A 17,952-nucleotide genomic window follows, 5' to 3' on the forward strand; every position below is an offset into this window, starting at 1 on the left:
GATGAACCCCTCAAGCGCCGCCGCGCGTGTCCGTGTCGCCTGAAAATGCCCGGCAAGTATGTCTCCCTCGTTCACCGAGCCATTAGACAAAAAACGGTAGGCCGCCTTTGTATTGGCCCAGTCTTGACACGCCATCGGTATCGGTGCGCCAATCGCTCCTGCCATCTGCTTAAGCATCGTTCGAAGCCGTTCGCCCAGTCGCTTATCACGAAAGGCGGCGGGATCGACTTCCCCGTCAGCCCATCCTGCCGCATCGAAAACGGACGTCTCCACGTTGCACCCCGCCAACCGATTCAGGTGCCAGGGAATGAATCATGCTTGATTCCAGACGGGCAATGCTCATGCGGCCAACGGAATCACGCTCGCGACCACTTGTGGGTAATTGAAAGCGTGCGGGCCGCTGGCGACATCCAGATGCCGTGCCGCATCCGCCACCGTACGCGCCAGTGCGCCATGCACAGACCAGTTGGAAAAGCCGTTCAGCTTCGGAATGCGGCCGTGGCTGGGTTTCAGCCCGACGAGGCCGGTGAAAGCCGCAGGTTCGCGGATGGAGCCGCCGGCATCCGTGCCCGTCGCCAGCGGCACCATCCCGGCGGCCACCGCTGCCGACGAACCGCCGCTGCTGCCGCCCGGTGTCTTTTCGAAGTTCCATGGGTTGCGCGTGATGCCCCACAATCGGGTGCTGGTGGCCGAATCCATCCCGAATTCCGAACAGGCTGTGATGCCGATGATCACCGCTCCGGCCTTTCGCAGCCGTGCCACATGTCTTGAATCCGTCGTTTCGGGCGGGGCGTCGCGCAGAAACCAGCTGCCTTGCGTTATCGGAAGGCCTGCCGCCGGCTCCATATCCTTCACGCCGATTGGAACCCCGGCCAGCGGCCCCGGGTCAATGCCCTGAGCCACCTGTTGATCGATGCGTCCGGCGGCTTCCATTGCGGCTTCCGCATCGATGCGGATGAAGGCGTTGAGCCTGCCGTTCAGCCGCTCGATCTCGTCGAGCGACTCCCGAATCCGCGACCGAGCCTCCAGCTTCCCGGTGCGCACCAGCCCGGCGGTTTCCACGGCAGTCTTCATCGTTCTGTGGCTCCATGGTTGATATCAATTTATTGCTTTAACTGGATAAATTCAAAATTTTTGGCGACGGCCCGATCATTGTAAGCACTGTTGACATCGATTCAATCTGCGTTCAACATCCAAAGTAATCAGCGATCATATAAAGGGGGTCGCGCTTGCACATTTTCGCGAAGGAGACGTTGATGGAGTCAAGGCGTAAGGTCCGCTGGTCGTTGCTTCTGGCTGCTGCCTGCGTGATTGTTGATGCGGGTGCAGCCGCCGCACAGGGCACAGGCACAACGGCGGGCAAGGAGCCGTCGGCTGACAACAATCAGGATGCGATCACCGTGACGGCGCGCCGGGTGAACGAAGCGCCGGTCGAGGTGCCGGTGACGTTCAGCATGATCGACGGCAGCGCCCTTCGCGATCTGGGCATTTCCAACATCCGTGAGATCGTGGCGCTGGTGCCCAACGCCGTAATTCAGGATTCCGCCACCGGCCTCAACACCTTCATCAACATCCGCGGCATGCAGCTGGTGAACATTCAGGCCGAGCCGAATGTCGGGGTGTATCGCAACGGCCTTTATGCTGGCGGCCATCGCCAGAGCCTTGCCGCGCAAGTGGATATCGAGCGGGTTGAAGTGCTGCGCGGGCCGCAGGGCGGCTATTATGGCCGCAGTTCGATCGGCGGTACGGTGGATATCATCTCCACCATGCCGAAGCAGGATTTCGGCGGCTATGCCCGCGCAGGCATCGGCAGCTATGGCCGCACCGAATTCGAAGGCGCGATCAACGTGCCGGTGACGGAAACGCTGGCGGTGCGGCTGACAGGCTGGCGGTTCAACCAGAACCGGGCGGAGATGAAGAACGAGACGCTCGACGAATATATCGGCAAGTCGAACGATCGCGGCGTGCGCGGAACGGTGCAGTTCGATCCCGTCCCCAGCCTGAACATTCAGGCGCTGGCGGAGTATCAGGAAGTCGATGGCCCGGCGCTGATTTCCTATGCTCCGAACGGCATCAGCGGCAACGGGCTGACGTTTCAGCCCTCCACGCCTGAAACACCGCAGGCGGTCTATCGCGACACCACCTCCACGTCGCACAGATACAATGCCTATTTCTTCCTGAAGACGAGCTATGATTTCGGCCCCGTCGAGCTGGCGCTGAACGGCAGCTACCGGGAATATCGGTTCAGAAGCACCTATGATCTCGACCAGACCAATCTGGGCCCGCCCTACAACATCAAGGCCTCCACCAGCCCGAACGACAAGGTGGACAATCTCTATCTGGAGGCCCTGCTGTCCTCGAAGCCGGACCAGCCTTTCACCTGGATGATCGGCGCCGCCTATTTCAAGGAGGATTATGATTATCAGGTCCTCAGCAATTACACGCTGAACGTCGACGCAGTGACCGGCTTGCCGCTGGGCCTTGGCGTGCAGACCATCCCGGTCGGCTCGCCAAAACCGGGCACCTCGATCGCAACCCGGTCGCGCTCGGTGTTTGCCACGGCCTCGTATGAATTCGATCCGCACTGGACGCTGAGCGGAGGCATCCGGTACAATTCGGATCAGAAGCGGCTGAACTTCCTGTCGGGGATCATGCCGATTTCGAATCCGCTGCTGGCCTATGTGGCGGCAGCCGCCTTCGGCAGCACCTTCCCGACCTTCGATCTCAAGTCGGAACAGACATTCAACTTCGTCGCGCCGACAGCCACCTTGCGTTACATGCCGAACAAGGATGTGAACTTTTACCTGACCTATGGTCAGGGCTTCCGCCCCGGCGCATTCAACCTGACTCCGGTTTCCGCGGAAACCATCCCCTACAAGGAAGAAACCGCCAGCAACTTCGAAGCGGGCGTGCGCACCAACCTGATGGACGGCAAGATGTCGTTCAACGCGGCGATCTTCTACATGCCGCAGGACAATGTGCTGCTCGCGCAATCGACGCCGCTTGGCCAATCCTATTATGCCAACGCCGGCCAGAGCAAAACCAAGGGGATCGAACTGGAACTGACCGCACGGCCGCTGTCCTGGCTGAGTGGCGGGGTTTCGCTGGGCCTGCTGGACGCGCATTTCAGCCGCGCGACCGTGAATGCGGGCACGCCGTCGGCCATCAAGCTGGATGGCAAGCAACTGCCCTACACGCGCAGCGGCACCATCAATGCGATGATCAATGTCGATGCCCCGGTCAGCGATGAGGTGAACTTCATCAGCACCGGCCTGTTCCGCTTCGAATGGGGCGGGCGGCTGGGCGATTATGTCGGCGTGAACGAGCCCTATCCGGCCTTGAACCGGATCGACCTGCAGGGTGGATTTGAGTTCCGCAAACAGATCCGGCTGACGGCGAGCGTCAAGAATCTGCTCGATGAACATGTCGCGCAATTCTACTTCTACAATGGCGCACGCACAGTCACGCCGGGACGGACATTCAGCGTGGATCTCAGATTCAGCTATTGAGCTTGTCGGGCCCGTGCGGTCAGTTGTGCTGACCGCCCGGGCAACCGGGACAACAGGATGAGGCCCCGCATGCCGAATGACGCGAATGCACAGCCGGGGCAGTGACCGCCTCTCCACCGCCCAGTTGCTTGCGTTCGGCTTCCCCGCCTTCACGCATGCCATGGTTGCCGGGCCGGTCTATACCATTCTGCCCACATTCTATGCTGCGAACACGGCCGTCAGCCTTGCGCAGATCGGCACGATCGCCGGCATCAGCCGGATTATCGATGCCCTGAACGATTCTGTGATGGGCTACATGTCTGACAAGACGCAGACCCGTTTCGGCAGCCGCAAGCCGTGGGTCGCGGCTTCGATCCTGTTCTGCGTGATCGGCGTCTATTTTCTATTCACGCCCGGCCCGCAGGCGACCTGGCTCTATTTCTTCATCTGGGCGCAGGTGCTTTACACCGGCTTTACCATGTTCGAAGTCCCGCGCGCGGCGTGGGGGGCGGAACTCAGCCGCGATTACAATGAACGCGCGACCATCGGCATGTATGTGGGCGGGTTCAACATTTCGGGCTCGCTGGCGTTTTTCCTGCTGCCGATCGCCATGGGGTTGCTGATTGGCAATTCCGAAATCGATGCCGGAACCCTGCGCACCACGGCGATCATTTATGCCGTTTTGATGCCGCTGGGGGTACTTCTTTCGCTGAAGCTGGTGCCTCAGGGCCGCAAGGTCGATCACAAGCAGCTGAAAATGTCCGATTTCCTGCACACGATCCGGCAATCGCGTCCGGCGCAGATCTTCTTTGGCTGCACCCTGTTGTGGGGGCTGGGGCAGGGCATCGTCATCGCCTGCGTCTACATCTTCTATGGCGTCTATATGCAACTGGGCGGCCAGTTCGCGATGATCATGGGCGCGCTCTATCTGGTGCAGGTGCTGTCGCTGCCGCTCTGGTCGCGCATCCTGCCCCGCTTCGACAGGAACCGGGTGTGGGCGGCCTGCATCGGCGCTACTGCGCTGATCGCGCCCGTCGTGCTGCTGCTGCCGCGCGGGGAAGCGGCGCTGATTCCGGCGCTGGGGATCGTGCTGGTGCAGGGCTTCCTCACCGCGCCCACCAATTTCCTGCCCGGTGCCATTCTGGGCGACGTGATTGATCATGACGTGCTGAAAACGGGCTCCAACAAGGCCGGGAACCTGTTCGCGGTGCAGATGCTGCTGATCAAGATTGCAATGGCGATCGGCGGCGCGCTCGCCTTCAACCTGCTCGATCTCGTCGGTTATGATGTGAAGCACGAGAATTCCGCCGCCGCCGAAACCGGGCTGGTGCTGATCTTCGTGGGCATGCCGATGCTGTTCTTTCTTGCGACGGCAATTATGGCGTGGAATTTCCCGATCACCCGCCGGAACCAGCAGACCATCCAGCGTCGGCTGGAACGGCGCAGGCTGCGGCAGGCGGCGGGCGAATAGCCAGCGTTACTGCGCCGTCCAGCCGCCATCGACCAGCAGGCTGGTCCCGGTGATCATCGCCGCCAGCGGAGAGGCTAGATAAAGCACGGCGGCGGCCACATCCTCTGGCGTTGCCAGCCGTCCCATCGGCAGCATCTGGCCCACAAAGGCTCGGAAGGCGGGATCGGCCAACATCGGCCCGGTCATCGGCGTTTCCACGAATGTGGGCGCCACCGCATTCACGCGGATTCCGTGCGGCGCCAGTTCCACCGCCATCGCCTTCGTCAGCCCCTCGATGGCATGCTTCGTCATGCAATAGACGGTGCGGCCGGGGCTGCCCACATGCCCCATCTGGCTGCTGATGTGCACGATCGAGCCGGGCTGGCCCCGGCGCAGCATGGACCGCACGGCTGCCTGCGCCACCAGATAGCTGCTGCGCACATTCAGTTGCAGCATCTCGTCCAGCACGTCGGCCGGCACGTCTGCCATTGGCATTGGCCTGTTGGTGCCAGCGTTGTTCACCAGAATGTCGAGATCGCGATCGGCAAGCGCAGCGTGAAACGCCGGATCGCGCACGTCCGCCGTCCAACCTTCGATCCGCTCGTGCTGCTTGCACAGCGCATCCAGCGCCGCCTGCTCGCGCGCCACCGCGATCACCTTTGCGCCCGCGTCGGCCAGCATCCGCGTGATGGCCGCTCCCAACCCCTTACTGCCGCCTGTCACCAGCGCGGTCTGGCCTTCCAGTGTCAGCGATGGTGCACGCATGCAGTCCTCCTTCCGCCCAAACCCCATTGCCACTATTCTTCAAATGTATACAGTGATCATATTAAGAGCAAGCCTGCGACTCCGCAGGCGCAGGTGGAGGACAGCAACCATGCCTTTCAAACCCGAAGCCGGGCAGTTCTATCGCATGCCGATCTTCTTCGGCCCGGCACCCGGCCCGCGCCAGTGGCCGCAAGGCCGGGATTTCGATTTCCGCGAAACCCCGCGCATGAAGATGATCGGCGTGCGCATGCTGACCAACGCAGACCAGTTGAAGGCGATGCTGCCGGATCGTTTCGAACTGCGCGGTCCGCCGGTGATCACGGTCGAGGCGAATTACATGACCGAGATCGGCTGGCTGGCCGGTCGCGGCTATAATCTGTGCGACGTGAAGTTCGAGGTTACGTTCCACGGCAAGGATGGCCCGGTGAACGGAACGCTGGTGCTGGTGCGTTTCGAGAATCTGGCCGATCCTATCCTCAGTGGCCGCGAGGAACTCGGCCATAACAAGATCTATTGCGAAATCCCGGAACCGCGCCTGTTGGATGGCCGCCGCTCGACCCGGCTCGGCTGGATGGAGACGCCCTTTCTGGACATGGCGGTGTGGGATCTCGGCCCGCTTCCCGAGGGAGCCGGCCCGCCGTTCGAGCCGGATCATCAGGGCATGCTGTCTTACAAATATATCCCCGCCACCGGCGATTGGGGGACGGCGGATGTCGAATATGTCACGCTTTCGCCGCACACCGAGCTTCGAAAGAATCTCAGCATCAATTCGCTGCAGGTGGGCAAGGGCGAGTTCGCTTTCCGCCGCGCGACATGGGAAGAACTCCCCACCCTCTATCACATCGTGAACGCCTTCGCGGAGTTGGAGAATCACGGCTTCCAGGGGGCCCATATGATCGAGACTATCGGTGGTTCCAGCCTCGCTGAAACCCGCCGGATCGATTGAAGGGGCGCGCAACATGCCGGTCACCCATCTGAAGCGCGGCAAGCCCGAAGCTGAGCGCGTGCTGGAACAGAGCCGCGTGCGCGAACTGGTGGAAGCCACGCTCGCCGATATCGAGGCGCGAGGCGACAGCGCCGTGCACGAGCTTTCGGTTAAGTTCGACGGGCTTTCCCGCCCCGGTTTCCGCCTGACAGCGTCGGAGATTGAAGCCGCGACTGCGAAGGTTTCGGTGCGCGACATGGCGGATATCCGCTTCGCCCAGCAGCAGATCCGGCGCTTCGCCGAAGCGCAGCGCGCCACGATGACGGATGTGGAGATCGAGACGATCCCCGGCGTGATTCTGGGCCACCGCAATATCCCGGTGCAGTCCGTGGGCTGCTATGTGCCGGGCGGGAAGTTTCCGATGGTCGCCTCTGCGCATATGTCGGTGCTGACGGCGGCCGTGGCGGGCGTGCCGCGCATCATCGCCTCCGCCCCGCCGCACGGTGGCGCGCCGCATCCCGCCATCGTTGCAGCGATGCATTTGGCGGGCGCGCATGAAATCTATGTGCTGGGCGGAATTCAGGCCGTTGGCGCAATGGCGCTGGGGACGGAAAGCATCGCCCCGGTCGACATGCTGGTCGGCCCCGGCAACGCCTATGTGGCGGAAGCCAAGCGGCAATTGTTCGGGCGGGTGGGGATCGACCTGTTCGCCGGGCCGACCGAAACCCTGCTGATCGCCGACGAGACGGTCGATGCCGAACTGTGTGCGACCGATCTGCTGGGGCAGGCGGAACATGGCTACAACTCCCCGGCGGTTCTCGTCACCAATTCGGCGCGGCTGGCGCGGCACACGCTGGCTGAAGTGGAGCGGCTGCTGAAAATCCTGCCGACGGCCGAAACCGCCGCCGCCAGCTGGCGCGACTATGGCGAGATCATTCTGTGCGACAGCTATGACGAGATGCTGGATGTCGCGAATGCCATCGCGTCGGAACATGTGCAGGTAATGACAGACCGCGACGACTGGTTTCTGGAGCGGATGCACGCCTATGGCGCGCTGTTCCTGGGGCCGCGCACCAATGTCGCCAATGGCGACAAGGTGATCGGCACCAACCACACCCTGCCAACCCGCCGCGCCGGGCGCTACACTGGCGGCTTGTGGGTGGGCAAGTTCCTGAAGACCCACAGCTATCAGAAAATCCTCACTGACGAGGCAGCAGCCGAAATCGGGGCTTATTGTTCGCGGCTGTGCCTGCTGGAGGGCTTTGTCGGCCATGCCGAACAGGCCAATCTGCGCGTGCGCCGCTATGGCGGGCGCGAACTGGCCTATGGCGCGGCGGCCGACTGACGGGCGCGCCCGTCAGGCGAGCGCGCGCAGGGCACGGCGGACCAGTTCGATCACCTGCGCGATATCCTCCTCGTTGCTGTTCAGGATCGGCGCGATCGCGATGGTATCGCCGTTCGATCGGATCGCGACGCCCAGTTCATAGGCCTTCACGAACAGCTGGTAGCCGCGCAGACCCGGACCGTCCGGGTGTGGGGCCAGCGTCAGGCCGCCGGCGAGGCCAAGGTTGCGGATATCGGTGACATAAGGCTCGCCGCGCAGGCTGTGCAGCATCTCCTCGAACAGCGGTGCAAGGCGGGCGACATGTTCGTACAGGCCCTCCTCGTGGATCGCCTGCTGCGTCGCCAGCCCGGCCGCCACCGCCAGCGGGTGGGCGGAATAGGTATAGCCGTGGAAAAACTCGACCCCGGTGGGCGTGGCGTTAAGGATGGTGTCGTAAATCTGCCGCGAGGCGATAACTGCGCCCATCGGTATGGCGGCATTGTTGATGCCCTTGGCCATGGTGCACAGGTCCGGCGTGATGCCGAAGAAGCTGGCTCCGTTCGCCGCGCCCAGTCGACCGAAGCCGGTGATCACCTCGTCCAGAATCAACAGGATGCCGTGGCGTTCGCTGATCTCGCGCAGCTTCTGCAGATAGCCGGCAGGCGGGATGAACACGCCGGCCGAGCCAATCATCGGCTCCACGATCACGGCGGCGATGGTAGAGGCGTCGTGCAGCGCGATGATCGCTTCCAGCTCTTTCAGATAGAGCATCGGATCGCGCTGCGGCTCGCCCCGCGTGAAGGCGTCGAGCGTGGGGTCGTAGGGAAAGGGCAGGTGGTCCACGCCCGGCAGCCCCGGCCCGAAAAATTTGCGGTTGTTGGCCATGCCGCCCACCGAGAGTCCGCCGAAGCCCACCCCGTGATAGCCGTTCACCCGCCCGATGAAGCGGGTGCGGGTGCCTTCACCACGCGCGCGATGATGGGTCAGCGCCATCTTCAGCGCGGTATCGACCGCTTCCGAGCCGGAATTGGTGAAAAACACATGCTCCAGTCCGGCCGGGAATTGCGCCGCCACCCGGCTTGCCAGCTCGAACGCGGCCGGGGTCGCGAAGTTGAAGGCGGGCGAATAATCCAGTGCCTGTGCCTGCCGGATGATCGCCTCGGTCACCAGCGGATGGCCATGCCCCAGGATCGAGCACCACAGGCCGGAAAAGCCGTCGCGCACTGTCCGCCCGTCCGCAGTGGTATAGAATTGCCCCTTCGCCCCTGTGATGAGGCGGGGCGCGGCCTTGAACGCCTTGTTGGCGGTGAAAGGCAGCCAATAGGCGGAAAGATCATTGGGGATCGGGCTGGTCGACATCACGCTGTCCTGCTCGTTTGGGGATGATATGTTCAGCCGACGATGCCGGATGGGTTCCCGGCGAGTTGGCCGCCGTCGCAGGCGAGAATCGCCCCGCTCACATATGAAGCCGCGTCCGAACAGAGAAAGACGGCGAGATTGGCGACTTCGGCCTTGGTGCCATAGCGCTGGAGCGGGATTGCCCTGGCGATCTTCTCTGCCAGTTCCGGGGTTGAGGAGAGGCGGCGCATGCCCTCCGTATCGGCAATCGGCCCCGGCAGGATCGCATTCACCCGTACGCCTGCCGGTCCCCACTCCACCGCAAGCGCCTTGGTCAGCATGTCGATCCCGGCCTTCGCCGAACAGACATGCGCCTGAAACGGAATCGCCTGCTGCGACTGCACGGCGGAAATGTTGATCAGCGAAGCCCCCGGGCGGCGCAGATGCGCGAAGCTGGCCCGCAGCACATGATAGGTTCCCATCAGGTCGATCTCGACGACCGTCCGGAACGCGTTGGCCGACATCTGCGCGGCGGGCGCGACGAAATTGCCTGCCGCGCCGGAAATCACGAAATCGATCCCGCCCCCGGCCTGCGCGAAATCGCTGATCGCGGCGTCCACCGCTTCATACTGGCGCACATCGCCGGTGAAGCCCGTTGCGTTTCCTCCGGCTTCGCGCAGCCCTGCCACCGCTGCGTCGATCTTTTCCTGAGAGCGGCTGAAGATCGCCACTTCGGTGCCAAGCCCGGCCAGCCGCGAGGCGATTTCCAGATTGATGCCGCTGGAACCGCCCGCCACGAAAGCGCGCTTGCCGCGAAACAGCCCGGCCTCGAATATGTTTGTCATTCGTTGTTCCTCCCCAATTTGCGTGTCAGATCGCCGCCACGATGTCGGCGAAACGCGCCCGGCAGTCGCCCGCGCCGTCCATCAGCAGCAGTGTCAGCGCGATGCGCGCCTTCAGCGGCGGCAGTGCGCCGGCCGGCAGCAGGCCGCGCCGCAGCAGGTCGATCTCGCCGCCCGCATAGCCATAGGTTTGCGTGCAGACGCGCCCGGCCCCGGTGCGCGAGCAGAGGATAACCGGGCAGTCGCGCGCCAGCCGCTCCAGTTCGGGCACCAGATGTTCGGGCACATGCCCGGCCCCCATCGCGGCGATCACCCAGCCATCTGCCGCATCCGGCCCGGCATCGCGGAACAGGCGGGCGGACTGGCCGAGGCTGACGGTGATCAGCTCCACCTGCGGAATCCGCCCGGTGTCCGCGTCCCTCACCTTCGGCAGCCGCGTCGGCGCGGACGCCAGCGCGCGGAACCGGCCTTCATGGATTCGCCCGCGCAGCCCCGCTTCGCCGGAGGAGAAGGCGGCAAGGCTGCTGGTGTGGCGCTTTTCGGCGTGACGTGCGGCGTGCACGCAATCGTCCATCACCACCACGACTTCGCCGCCACCCGCCGACGCCTCCAGAAAGCAGAGCGCGGCAAGCAAATTGGCCGGGCCATCCGCGCCGGGCTGGCCCGCCCCGCGCATCGCGCCTGTCAGCGCGATGTCGATCGGTGCCTGCACCAGCAGTTCCAGCGCAAAGGCGGTTTCCTCCAGCGTATCGGTGCCTTGCGAGACGACGACACCATGATAGCCCTGCGCGTGAAGATCATCGATTTCGGCCGCCAGCCCTGCAAGATCGGCAAAGCCGATGTTCGCGCTGGCGATCCGCGCGCGGTCGCACCAGTCGATCTCCAGCCCGGCATCGCGCGTGCCGACCAGCGCCGCCAGATCGCCCGCGCCCAGACCCGGCAGCAGCGCGCCGGACGACGCCTCCATCGCAATCGTGCCGCCAAGCGCGATCACCCGCACCCGCCTTGCCATCAGCACTCCCCCTCAGCCGCCCCACAACCCGCTGTCGAAGCACAACAGCTTGCCCTGTTCATAGGCCATCGGCTGCGCGCGATCATCCAGAAGCAGCGCCGGGCCGTCGAGATCGACATAGTCGCACAAGGTGCCCAGCACATAGGCCGGGGCCGCGCCAAGCGAGGTGGGACCGCTGCACCCCAGCATCACCTTCAGGCCGCGCGCATGGGCGGCCGCCTGCAGTTCAAGGCCCGGCGTCAGCCCGCCCACCTTGTCCAGCTTGATGTTGATCGCCTGATACAGACGCGACAGCCGGTCCAGATCGGCGATCGAACTGCAGCTTTCGTCGGCGCAAAGCGGAATCGCCCCGCCGTATCCGGCCAGCGCATCGTCGGCCTTGTGGTGGAGCGGCTGCTCGATCAGTTCCACCCCCAGTGCGCGGAGCGGCTCCGCAAGCCGGTTCAGCGTGTCGATATCCCATGCCTCATTCGCGTCGACGATCAGCCGCGCGCTCGGGCAGGCGGCTGCAATCGCCTCCACCCGTTCCAGCACTTCGTCCTGCCCGGCCTTTAACTTCAGGATACGGAACCCACGGCCGAAGGCGGCCAGCGCATCATCGCGCATCTTGGCGGTGGGGTTGACGCTGATCGTCAGGTCCACCTCGATCTCCGCGCGCCGGGGCACGCCAACCAGCTGCCATATGTCCTGCCCCGCGCGCCTGCATTCCAGATCCCACAGCGCGCTGTCCAGCGCGTTACGGGCAGAACTGTTCGCGATCTCTGCGGCGATGCGGGCGCGCGTGGCCCCTTCTGCCAGGAGCGGCGCGGCCGCGATCAGCGCGGCTTCCACATCTTCCCGGCCCTGCCCATATTGCGGCAGCAACCCGCATTCGCCGCGCCCCACCAGCCCGCCGTCGCGCAGATAAACGGTGAACAGCTCCGAATTGGCCTGCGCGCTGCGTGAAATCCGGAATGTCTCGGCATATGGCCATTGCTGATAGGCGAAAAGCAGGTCCACGTCGGCTCACCCCGGCAGGGCGGTGACGAGCCGGATTGACTCAATGCCCTAATATATGCACTGATTACATAAGTGAAACGGCAATGCAAGGGAGGCCGACGCAATGAACCGAATCGCGAACGGCCGCCCGGCCATCCCGCCTCAGGCCCGCCAGCCGGTCGCGGACCTCCCGGCCTCGAAAATCCGCGAAATCGCCAATGCGGGCTTCGGCCGCACAGATCTGCTGCGCTTCTGGTTCGGCGAAAGCACGCGGTCCACGCCGGAGGTTATCAAGCAGGCCGCCATTGCGGGGATTGCCGCAGACGAGACCTTCTACACCCACAACAATGGCCGTGAGGATCTGCGCGAGGCGCTGTCGGCCTATCTGGCGCGCCTGCACACGGCCCGGTTCGATCCCGGCCGGGTCACGGTGACAAGTTCCGGGGTGTCGGCGCTGATGATCGCCATGCAGGCGCTGTTGAGCCTCGGCGACCGCGTGGTGATGGTGACGCCCATCTGGCCCAATGTCGCACAGATTCCGCAGTTGCTGGGTGCCGAAGTGACGCGCATTCCCGTCCGAAGCGAGGCAGGTGGCTGGGCGCTGGACCTCGATGAACTGCTGGCGGCGATAACACCCGCCACCCGCCTGCTGGTGATCAACTCCCCCGGCAACCCCACCGGCTGGACCATCAGCCGTGAGCAGCAGGCCGCCCTCCTGCAGCATTGCCGTCGGCTCGGCGTGTGGATTCTGGCCGACGATGTCTATGAACGGCTGCTGCTGGGCGAAGGCGCGGGCAACGCCCCCTCCTTCCTGCCCATCGCCGATCCGCACGACCGGCTGATCAGCAGCAACAGCTTCTCCAAGGCGTGGCTGATGACCGGCTGGCGGCTGGGCTGGCTGGTCGCCCCGCCAGAGCTGTTCACCGATCTTGGCAAGCTGATCGAAATCAACACCTCCTGTGCGCCGGGCTTCATCCAGTCCGCCGGGATCGCGGCGCTCGCCGAAGGCGAACCGCATGTCGCGGCGTTGAAGGCAGACCTCACGCAGAATCGGAACCGGCTGATCGCGGGCCTGCGTGCGATCGGGGGCGTGGAAGCGCCAAGCCCGGAAGGCGGCATGTACGCCTTTTTCCGCATCAGCGGCCATCCCGCCTCGGTGGAGCTGGCCCGCCGCCTTGTCGCCGAAGCAGGGCTGGGGCTTGCACCCGGCGCGGCGTTCGGGCCGGAAGGCGAGGGCTGGCTGCGCTGGTGCTTCGCCGCCGGGCAGGGTGCGCTGGATGAAGGGCTTGCCCGGCTGGCGCGCTGGGTTTCAGACCGGCAGGCAGAGGAACATTCATGACAGCCAAGGGCTATGTGATCGCACGTGTGAGCGTGCAGGACAGCGACGCCTATGCCCACTATGCCCAACTGGCGCGTCTCGCGATGGAACGCCACGGTGCGCGCATCCTCGCGCGCGGCGGACGTTATCACGAACTGGAAGGGGCTGCTCGTCCGCGCAACGTGATCCTGGAGTTCGACAGCTACGACGCTGCGCTGCGCTATTGGCAATCGCCCGAATATCAGGACGCGCGCCGCCATCGCCTGCATGCCGCCGAGATCGAACTGTGCGTGGTGGAAGGCGTGGACGAGCCGGTGGGTGACCGGTGACGGCATTGACAAGGGGCGCCAACTCAGTCCTTATATGATCATTGATCATATTCGGGAAAGAGGGACGCCGGATGGCCGCACTGAACGCCGACATGCAAAGGTTCGCGGCCAGCCTGCTGCCGATCAACCGCATCGAGGGCGAGGATGTCCGCTGGACCGTGGAGGAGCGGCTGTCGCACTATAGCTGCCCCGGCATGGCGGTCTGCGTGATCGCCGATGGCGAAATCGCCCAGTCGGCGGGTTTCGGCATGCTCACGCCCGGCGGGGCGGCGGTTCAGGCGGATACCATTTTCGCGGGGGCGTCGATCAGCAAGCCGCTGACGGCCGTGCTGGCGCTGCAACTTGTCGAGCAGGGCCGGATTTCACTGGATGCGCCGGTTAACACCTATCTGCGAAGCTGGAAGATTCCCGAGAATGATTTCACGAAGCAGCGCCCCGTCACCCTCCGCCATCTGCTGAGCCACCGCGCGGGCACCACCGTTCATGGCTTCGGTGCTTATCCCCGCCACAAGCCCGTGCCTACCCTGCTCGACATTCTGGACGGCCGCCCGCCATCGCCCACGCCACGGGTGGAGGTGGACCGCCTGCCCGGCGAAGCAGCGCGCTATTCCGGTGGCGGCACGCAGATTGTGCAACTGATTATCGAGGAAGCCTATGGCAGCGATTATGCCTCTGTCGCGCAGGAAAAGATCTTCGCGCCGCTGGCCATGCACCGCTCCACCTTCGCGCAGCCGCTGCCTGCCGTGCTGGAGCCGTTGGCCGCGCAAGGTCATCATGCCGATGGTCGTGTTGTCGATGGCCGCTTCACCTTCACCCCGCAGTTGGCGGCAGGCGGCGTCTATACCAGCGCACCCGATTATGCGCGCTTCATGATCGAATGCCGCAACGCATGGGCGGGGCGTTCCAACCGGCTTCTCCTCGGCCAGCCCCTCGCGCGTGAGATGATGACCAATCAGGGGGGCGGCCAGTTCGCGCTCGGCTGGGAAGTGTTCGGCAGCGGCGCTTCGGCGCGCTTCGGCCATGGCGGCTCGAATGAGGGTTATCAGTGCAACAGCAGTTGCAATCTGGAGCAGGGCTGGGGCGGGGTGGTGCTCACCAACGGCCTCGGCGGCCTGATGCTCTATCATGAGGTGCTGAACGGCATGGCCGCCACGTTCGGTTGGGACGGCTATCTGCGCCAGCCGCGCCGTGTCCGCCCCATCGAGGGCGAGGAGACACGGCGCTATGCCGGGCGCTACCGCATCGTCTCCGGCGTGGATGCCCCCTATATCGACATTTCTGTGCGGGACGGTCGGCTCACCAGCCATATCGAGGGGATGATCCTGCCGCCCGGCCCGATTTACATGGATGAAAACGGTCGCTTCTTTTCGCAGCAGATGCCCGGCGAGACGGAGGTTCGCTATGACGCCGCCGGACAGGCGGTCACCCTGATCGCCTACGCCGATGGCGAGATTGAGCTGCTGCGGGCCGAGCGCGTGGGCGACATGTGATGGCGCTGCAGCCCGTGCGCCTCGCGGATTACCGCCCCTATCCTTATGTGATCGACACGATCGCGCTCGACATCGCGCTCGATGCTGACGAGACTATCGTCCGCGCCACCCTGTCCGTGCGCCGCCGCGGTGCCGCTGCCGAACCGCTGGTGCTGGACGGCAAGAATCTGCAGCTGCGGCAGCTGCGGCTGAATGGAGCAGAGTTGCCAGCGGACGGCTTCGTGGCGACGCCGGACCGGCTGGAGATCATGGCGCCACCGGCCGAGTTCACCCTTGAAACCGAAGTGGCGATCCATCCTGCGCGCAACCAGTCGGGCAAGGGCCTGTTCTGGCACACCAACCGGCTGATCACCCATTGCGAGGCCGAAGGTTTCCGGCGCATCACCTATTTCCCGGACAGGCCCGACGTGCTCGCCACCTACACCGTCCGGCTGGAGGCGGATCGGCAGGCGTTTCCGCTGCTGCTGTCGAACGGTATCCCGATGGAAAGCGGGGAGGCCGGGCAGCGGCATTGGACGCTGTGGCGCGATCCCTTCCCCAAGCCGAGCTACATCTTCGCGGTGATGGCAGGCCGGTTCGAGACGCTGCGAGACCATTTCACCACGGCCGAGGGGCAGGAGGTGAGCCTCGCGATCCATGCCGAACCGGGCGAGGCCGCGCGCTGCGCCTTCGCGATGGACAGTCTGAAGGCCGCATTCCGCTGGGATGAACGGGTGTTCGGCCTCTCCTGCGACCTGCCGGTCTATAATGTGGTTGCGCTTCCAGCCTATGCCGGGGCGCAGGAGAACAAGGGCCTGAATCTTTTCGGCGCGGACGGCATCATCGCCGATCCCGCCATCACCACGGACGAGGATTTCGCGCTGATCAGGCGCATCATCGGCCATGAATATTTCCACAACTGGACAGGCAACCGCGTCACCTGCCGGGACTGGTTCCAACTGAGCCTGAAAGAGGGGCTGACCCGGCTGCGCGACCAGCTGTTCATGGAAGACGAGCTGGAGCCGGGCACCTACCGCATCGAGCAGGTGAAGACGCTGCGTCGCAATCAATTCCCGGAAGATGACGGCCCGGCGGCGCATCCGGTGCAACCGGCCGAATTCGTCGAGATCGAGAATTTCTACACTGCGACCATCTACGAAAAAGGCGCTGAACTGTTGCGTATGCTGCGCACGCTGGTGGGTGCAGAACGCTTCGTTGCCGCGATCCGGGCCTATCTCGTCCGCTTCGACGGGCAGGCCGTCACCATCGACGATTTGTTCGATACCATCGAGCGGGAAGCTGACGTCGATCTCGCGCAGTTCCGCCGCTGGCTGCACCAGCCGGGCCGACCGACAGTGACGGTTGCGCGCGAATATGATCCGGAGCGAAGGGAAGCCCGCTTCACCTTCAGCCAGCGCCTCCCGGTAAACGGCGAGCCGGGCCAGCCGCTGCATATTCCCATAGCGTTTGCGTTGTTCGATCCACAGGGCGGGCATTTCGGAAAGCCGCTACTGATCGAGCTGCGGGACTGGTCGCAGACGTTGGTGATCGCCGACCTTCCGCGCGCACCGGTGCCCTCGATCCTGCGCCAGTTTTCCGCGCCCGTCAGCCTTGAGGCGGACTTGTCGGACGAGGAACTGATGCACCTCGCGGTTGCCGACGATGACGCCTTCGTCGCCTGGAACAGCGCACAGCAGCTGTTCACGCGCGGGGTGCGCGAACTGGCGCTGGAACAACCGGCGGCGATGGATGCGCTGGTGCCTCCGGCCATGGTGGAGATCGCCCGCCGCCTGCTCGCCGATGCCCGGCGCGCGCCGGGGCTGACGGCACTCCGCTTGTCCCTGCCCGACGAGCCTGCCCTGAGCGAAGGGTTGGACCGCATCCCGCTCGACAGCCACATGGCGGCGCGCAACGCGATCCGGCGTGCCATCGGCCGCGCGTTGGCGGACCCCATCCATTCGCTCTACGAGCAGCTGTCGGCAATCGACCCGCTGGACCTCTCCGCCCCGGCCATGTCCGGTCGCAACCTGCGCTCCGTTCTGCTCGATTTCCGGCTCGCGGCTGGCGACGAGAAGGGAGTTTCTGCCTGCCTGGCGCAGATTGAAGAGGGGCCATCCTTTACCGAGGCGTTCGAAGCGCTTTGCCTGCTGGGCCATTGCGACCGGCCCGAGCGACAGGCGGCGTTCGAGGCTTTCCATCACCGTTATCGCGATCAGCCGCTGGTGGTGGACAAATGGTTCAAGGCCTATGCGCTCTCGCGCGCAACCGGCGTGATCGACGAGATCATCGCGCTGGAAGGGCATTCGGCGTTCGACATCAGCAACACGTCACGCGCGGTCGCTTATTACGGCAGCCTGTTCCGGCAGAACCGTGTCGCCTTTCACGACGCATCCGGGAAGGGCTATCGCTTCCTCGCGGACCGCCTGTTGATGATGGACCAGATGGGGCGCGGCCACCCGGCCTTCTTCATGGCCCAGATCGACCAGTGGCGACGCCACGACGAACCGCGGCAGACGCTGATGCGCGAACAGCTGCAGCGCATCGCCGGAACGTCTGGCATCTCGCGGTCACTTGATGAGGTGGTGAACCGGTCTCTTGGGTGATCCTCGCCAACTGAGCTGCAGATCAACCAAGAGGTTCGAGGTGAAGCCGGGCTCTTGAGAAAAGAGCATCCGGCTCATTTTTGGCCTCAACTCTCAGCCTCATGCGCGTCT

15 protein-coding genes are annotated in these 17,952 nt (G+C 64.3%); 8 read left to right on the plus strand and 7 right to left on the minus strand.

Annotated features, from left to right (window positions below):
* A partial coding sequence (locus FJQ54_RS08715) for an IS4/Tn5 family transposase DNA-binding protein (protein ID WP_207790397.1) occupies positions 1 to 273 on the minus strand: 273 nt, incomplete at its 3' end.
* Positions 274 to 339: 66 nt separating this feature from the next.
* Positions 340 to 1,074: an amidase gene (locus FJQ54_RS08720; RefSeq protein ID WP_140928036.1), complete on the minus strand. Its 735-nt coding sequence runs from the start codon at positions 1,072 to 1,074 to the stop codon at positions 340 to 342.
* 182 nt (positions 1,075 to 1,256) lie between these two features.
* Between FJQ54_RS08720 and FJQ54_RS08725 the strand changes: the two genes are divergently transcribed.
* On the plus strand, positions 1,257 to 3,509 hold the full coding sequence (locus FJQ54_RS08725) for a TonB-dependent receptor (RefSeq protein ID WP_140928037.1): 2,253 nt from the start codon (positions 1,257 to 1,259) through the stop codon (positions 3,507 to 3,509).
* Between the two features lie 76 nt (positions 3,510 to 3,585).
* Positions 3,586 to 4,959 (plus strand): MFS transporter, encoded by a 1,374-nt coding sequence (locus tag FJQ54_RS08730; protein ID WP_140928038.1) that lies wholly within the window; start codon positions 3,586 to 3,588, stop codon positions 4,957 to 4,959.
* Between the two features lie 6 nt (positions 4,960 to 4,965).
* On the opposite strand, the gene FJQ54_RS08735 is transcribed toward FJQ54_RS08730, so the two are convergent.
* Entirely contained in the window at positions 4,966 to 5,703 is a 738-nt protein-coding gene (locus FJQ54_RS08735; protein WP_140928039.1) for an SDR family NAD(P)-dependent oxidoreductase, read from the minus strand.
* Positions 5,704 to 5,812: 109 nt separating this feature from the next.
* On the opposite strand from FJQ54_RS08735, the gene FJQ54_RS08740 reads away from it, so the two are divergent.
* Positions 5,813 to 6,649, plus strand: a complete 837-nt coding sequence (locus FJQ54_RS08740; RefSeq protein WP_181160066.1) for an acetoacetate decarboxylase family protein — start codon at positions 5,813 to 5,815, stop codon at positions 6,647 to 6,649.
* A gap of 13 nt (positions 6,650 to 6,662) precedes the next feature.
* Positions 6,663 to 7,973 carry a histidinol dehydrogenase gene (gene hisD, locus FJQ54_RS08745; protein WP_140928041.1) on the plus strand — a complete coding sequence of 437 codons (1,311 nt, stop codon included), beginning with the start codon at positions 6,663 to 6,665 and terminating at the stop codon, positions 7,971 to 7,973.
* A gap of 12 nt (positions 7,974 to 7,985) precedes the next feature.
* Here hisD and FJQ54_RS08750 read toward each other — a convergent pair whose 3' ends face one another.
* The 4 genes from FJQ54_RS08750 to FJQ54_RS08765 are packed head-to-tail and all read right to left on the minus strand — an operon-like array spanning position 7,986 to position 12,143.
* Positions 7,986 to 9,311 carry an aminotransferase class III-fold pyridoxal phosphate-dependent enzyme gene (locus tag FJQ54_RS08750; RefSeq protein WP_140928042.1) on the minus strand — a complete coding sequence of 442 codons (1,326 nt, stop codon included), beginning with the start codon at positions 9,309 to 9,311 and terminating at the stop codon, positions 7,986 to 7,988.
* Positions 9,312 to 9,343: 32 nt separating this feature from the next.
* The gene (locus FJQ54_RS08755; RefSeq protein WP_140928043.1) at positions 9,344 to 10,135 is read right to left on the minus strand and encodes an SDR family oxidoreductase; all 792 of its coding nucleotides are present in this window, start codon (positions 10,133 to 10,135) and stop codon (positions 9,344 to 9,346) included.
* A 25-nt stretch (positions 10,136 to 10,160) separates the two neighbouring features.
* Positions 10,161 to 11,144: an asparaginase gene (locus tag FJQ54_RS08760; RefSeq protein WP_140928044.1), complete on the minus strand. Its 984-nt coding sequence runs from the start codon at positions 11,142 to 11,144 to the stop codon at positions 10,161 to 10,163.
* 12 nt (positions 11,145 to 11,156) lie between these two features.
* Positions 11,157 to 12,143 (minus strand): dipeptide epimerase, encoded by a 987-nt coding sequence (locus FJQ54_RS08765; RefSeq protein WP_140928045.1) that lies wholly within the window; start codon positions 12,141 to 12,143, stop codon positions 11,157 to 11,159.
* A 103-nt stretch (positions 12,144 to 12,246) separates the two neighbouring features.
* Between FJQ54_RS08765 and FJQ54_RS08770 the strand changes: the two genes are divergently transcribed.
* From FJQ54_RS08770 to pepN, 4 genes are all read left to right on the plus strand, one after another.
* Complete coding sequence (locus tag FJQ54_RS08770; RefSeq protein ID WP_140928046.1) at positions 12,247 to 13,461, plus strand: pyridoxal phosphate-dependent aminotransferase; 1,215 nt, start codon at positions 12,247 to 12,249, stop codon at positions 13,459 to 13,461.
* On the plus strand, positions 13,458 to 13,769 hold the full coding sequence (locus tag FJQ54_RS08775; protein ID WP_140928047.1) for a DUF1330 domain-containing protein: 312 nt from the start codon (positions 13,458 to 13,460) through the stop codon (positions 13,767 to 13,769). Before FJQ54_RS08770 ends, FJQ54_RS08775 begins: the two co-directional genes overlap by 4 nt.
* 71 nt (positions 13,770 to 13,840) lie before the next feature.
* Entirely contained in the window at positions 13,841 to 15,259 is a 1,419-nt protein-coding gene (locus FJQ54_RS08780; RefSeq protein WP_140928048.1) for a serine hydrolase domain-containing protein, read from the plus strand.
* A complete protein-coding gene (gene pepN / locus FJQ54_RS08785) occupies positions 15,259 to 17,841 on the plus strand; it encodes an aminopeptidase N (protein WP_140928049.1) in 2,583 nt (860 codons plus the stop codon). Before FJQ54_RS08780 ends, pepN begins: the two co-directional genes overlap by 1 nt.
* The last annotated feature ends 111 nt before the right edge of the window (positions 17,842 to 17,952 follow it).

This window comes from Sandaracinobacter neustonicus, assembly GCF_006385875.1.
Classification (GTDB): Bacteria; Pseudomonadota; Alphaproteobacteria; order Sphingomonadales; family Sphingomonadaceae; genus Sandaracinobacteroides; species Sandaracinobacteroides neustonicus.

Coding starts and splice junctions, on each gene's coding strand:
- FJQ54_RS08780 (WP_140928048.1), top strand. CDS start 13,841: ATGGCCGCACTGAACGCCGACATGCAAAGGTTCGCGGCCAGCCTGCTG.
- FJQ54_RS08775 (WP_140928047.1), top strand. CDS start 13,458: ATGACAGCCAAGGGCTATGTGATCGCACGTGTGAGCGTGCAGGACAGC.
- FJQ54_RS08750 (WP_140928042.1), bottom strand. CDS start 9,311: ATGTCGACCAGCCCGATCCCCAATGATCTTTCCGCCTATTGGCTGCCT.
- hisD (WP_140928041.1), top strand. CDS start 6,663: ATGCCGGTCACCCATCTGAAGCGCGGCAAGCCCGAAGCTGAGCGCGTG.
- FJQ54_RS08755 (WP_140928043.1), bottom strand. CDS start 10,135: ATGACAAACATATTCGAGGCCGGGCTGTTTCGCGGCAAGCGCGCTTTC.
- FJQ54_RS08725 (WP_140928037.1), top strand. CDS start 1,257: ATGGAGTCAAGGCGTAAGGTCCGCTGGTCGTTGCTTCTGGCTGCTGCC.
- FJQ54_RS08720 (WP_140928036.1), bottom strand. CDS start 1,074: ATGAAGACTGCCGTGGAAACCGCCGGGCTGGTGCGCACCGGGAAGCTG.
- FJQ54_RS08770 (WP_140928046.1), top strand. CDS start 12,247: ATGAACCGAATCGCGAACGGCCGCCCGGCCATCCCGCCTCAGGCCCGC.
- FJQ54_RS08735 (WP_140928039.1), bottom strand. CDS start 5,703: ATGCGTGCACCATCGCTGACACTGGAAGGCCAGACCGCGCTGGTGACA.
- FJQ54_RS08740 (WP_181160066.1), top strand. CDS start 5,813: ATGCCTTTCAAACCCGAAGCCGGGCAGTTCTATCGCATGCCGATCTTC.
- FJQ54_RS08730 (WP_140928038.1), top strand. CDS start 3,586: ATGACGCGAATGCACAGCCGGGGCAGTGACCGCCTCTCCACCGCCCAG.
- pepN (WP_140928049.1), top strand. CDS start 15,259: ATGGCGCTGCAGCCCGTGCGCCTCGCGGATTACCGCCCCTATCCTTAT.
- FJQ54_RS08760 (WP_140928044.1), bottom strand. CDS start 11,144: ATGGCAAGGCGGGTGCGGGTGATCGCGCTTGGCGGCACGATTGCGATG.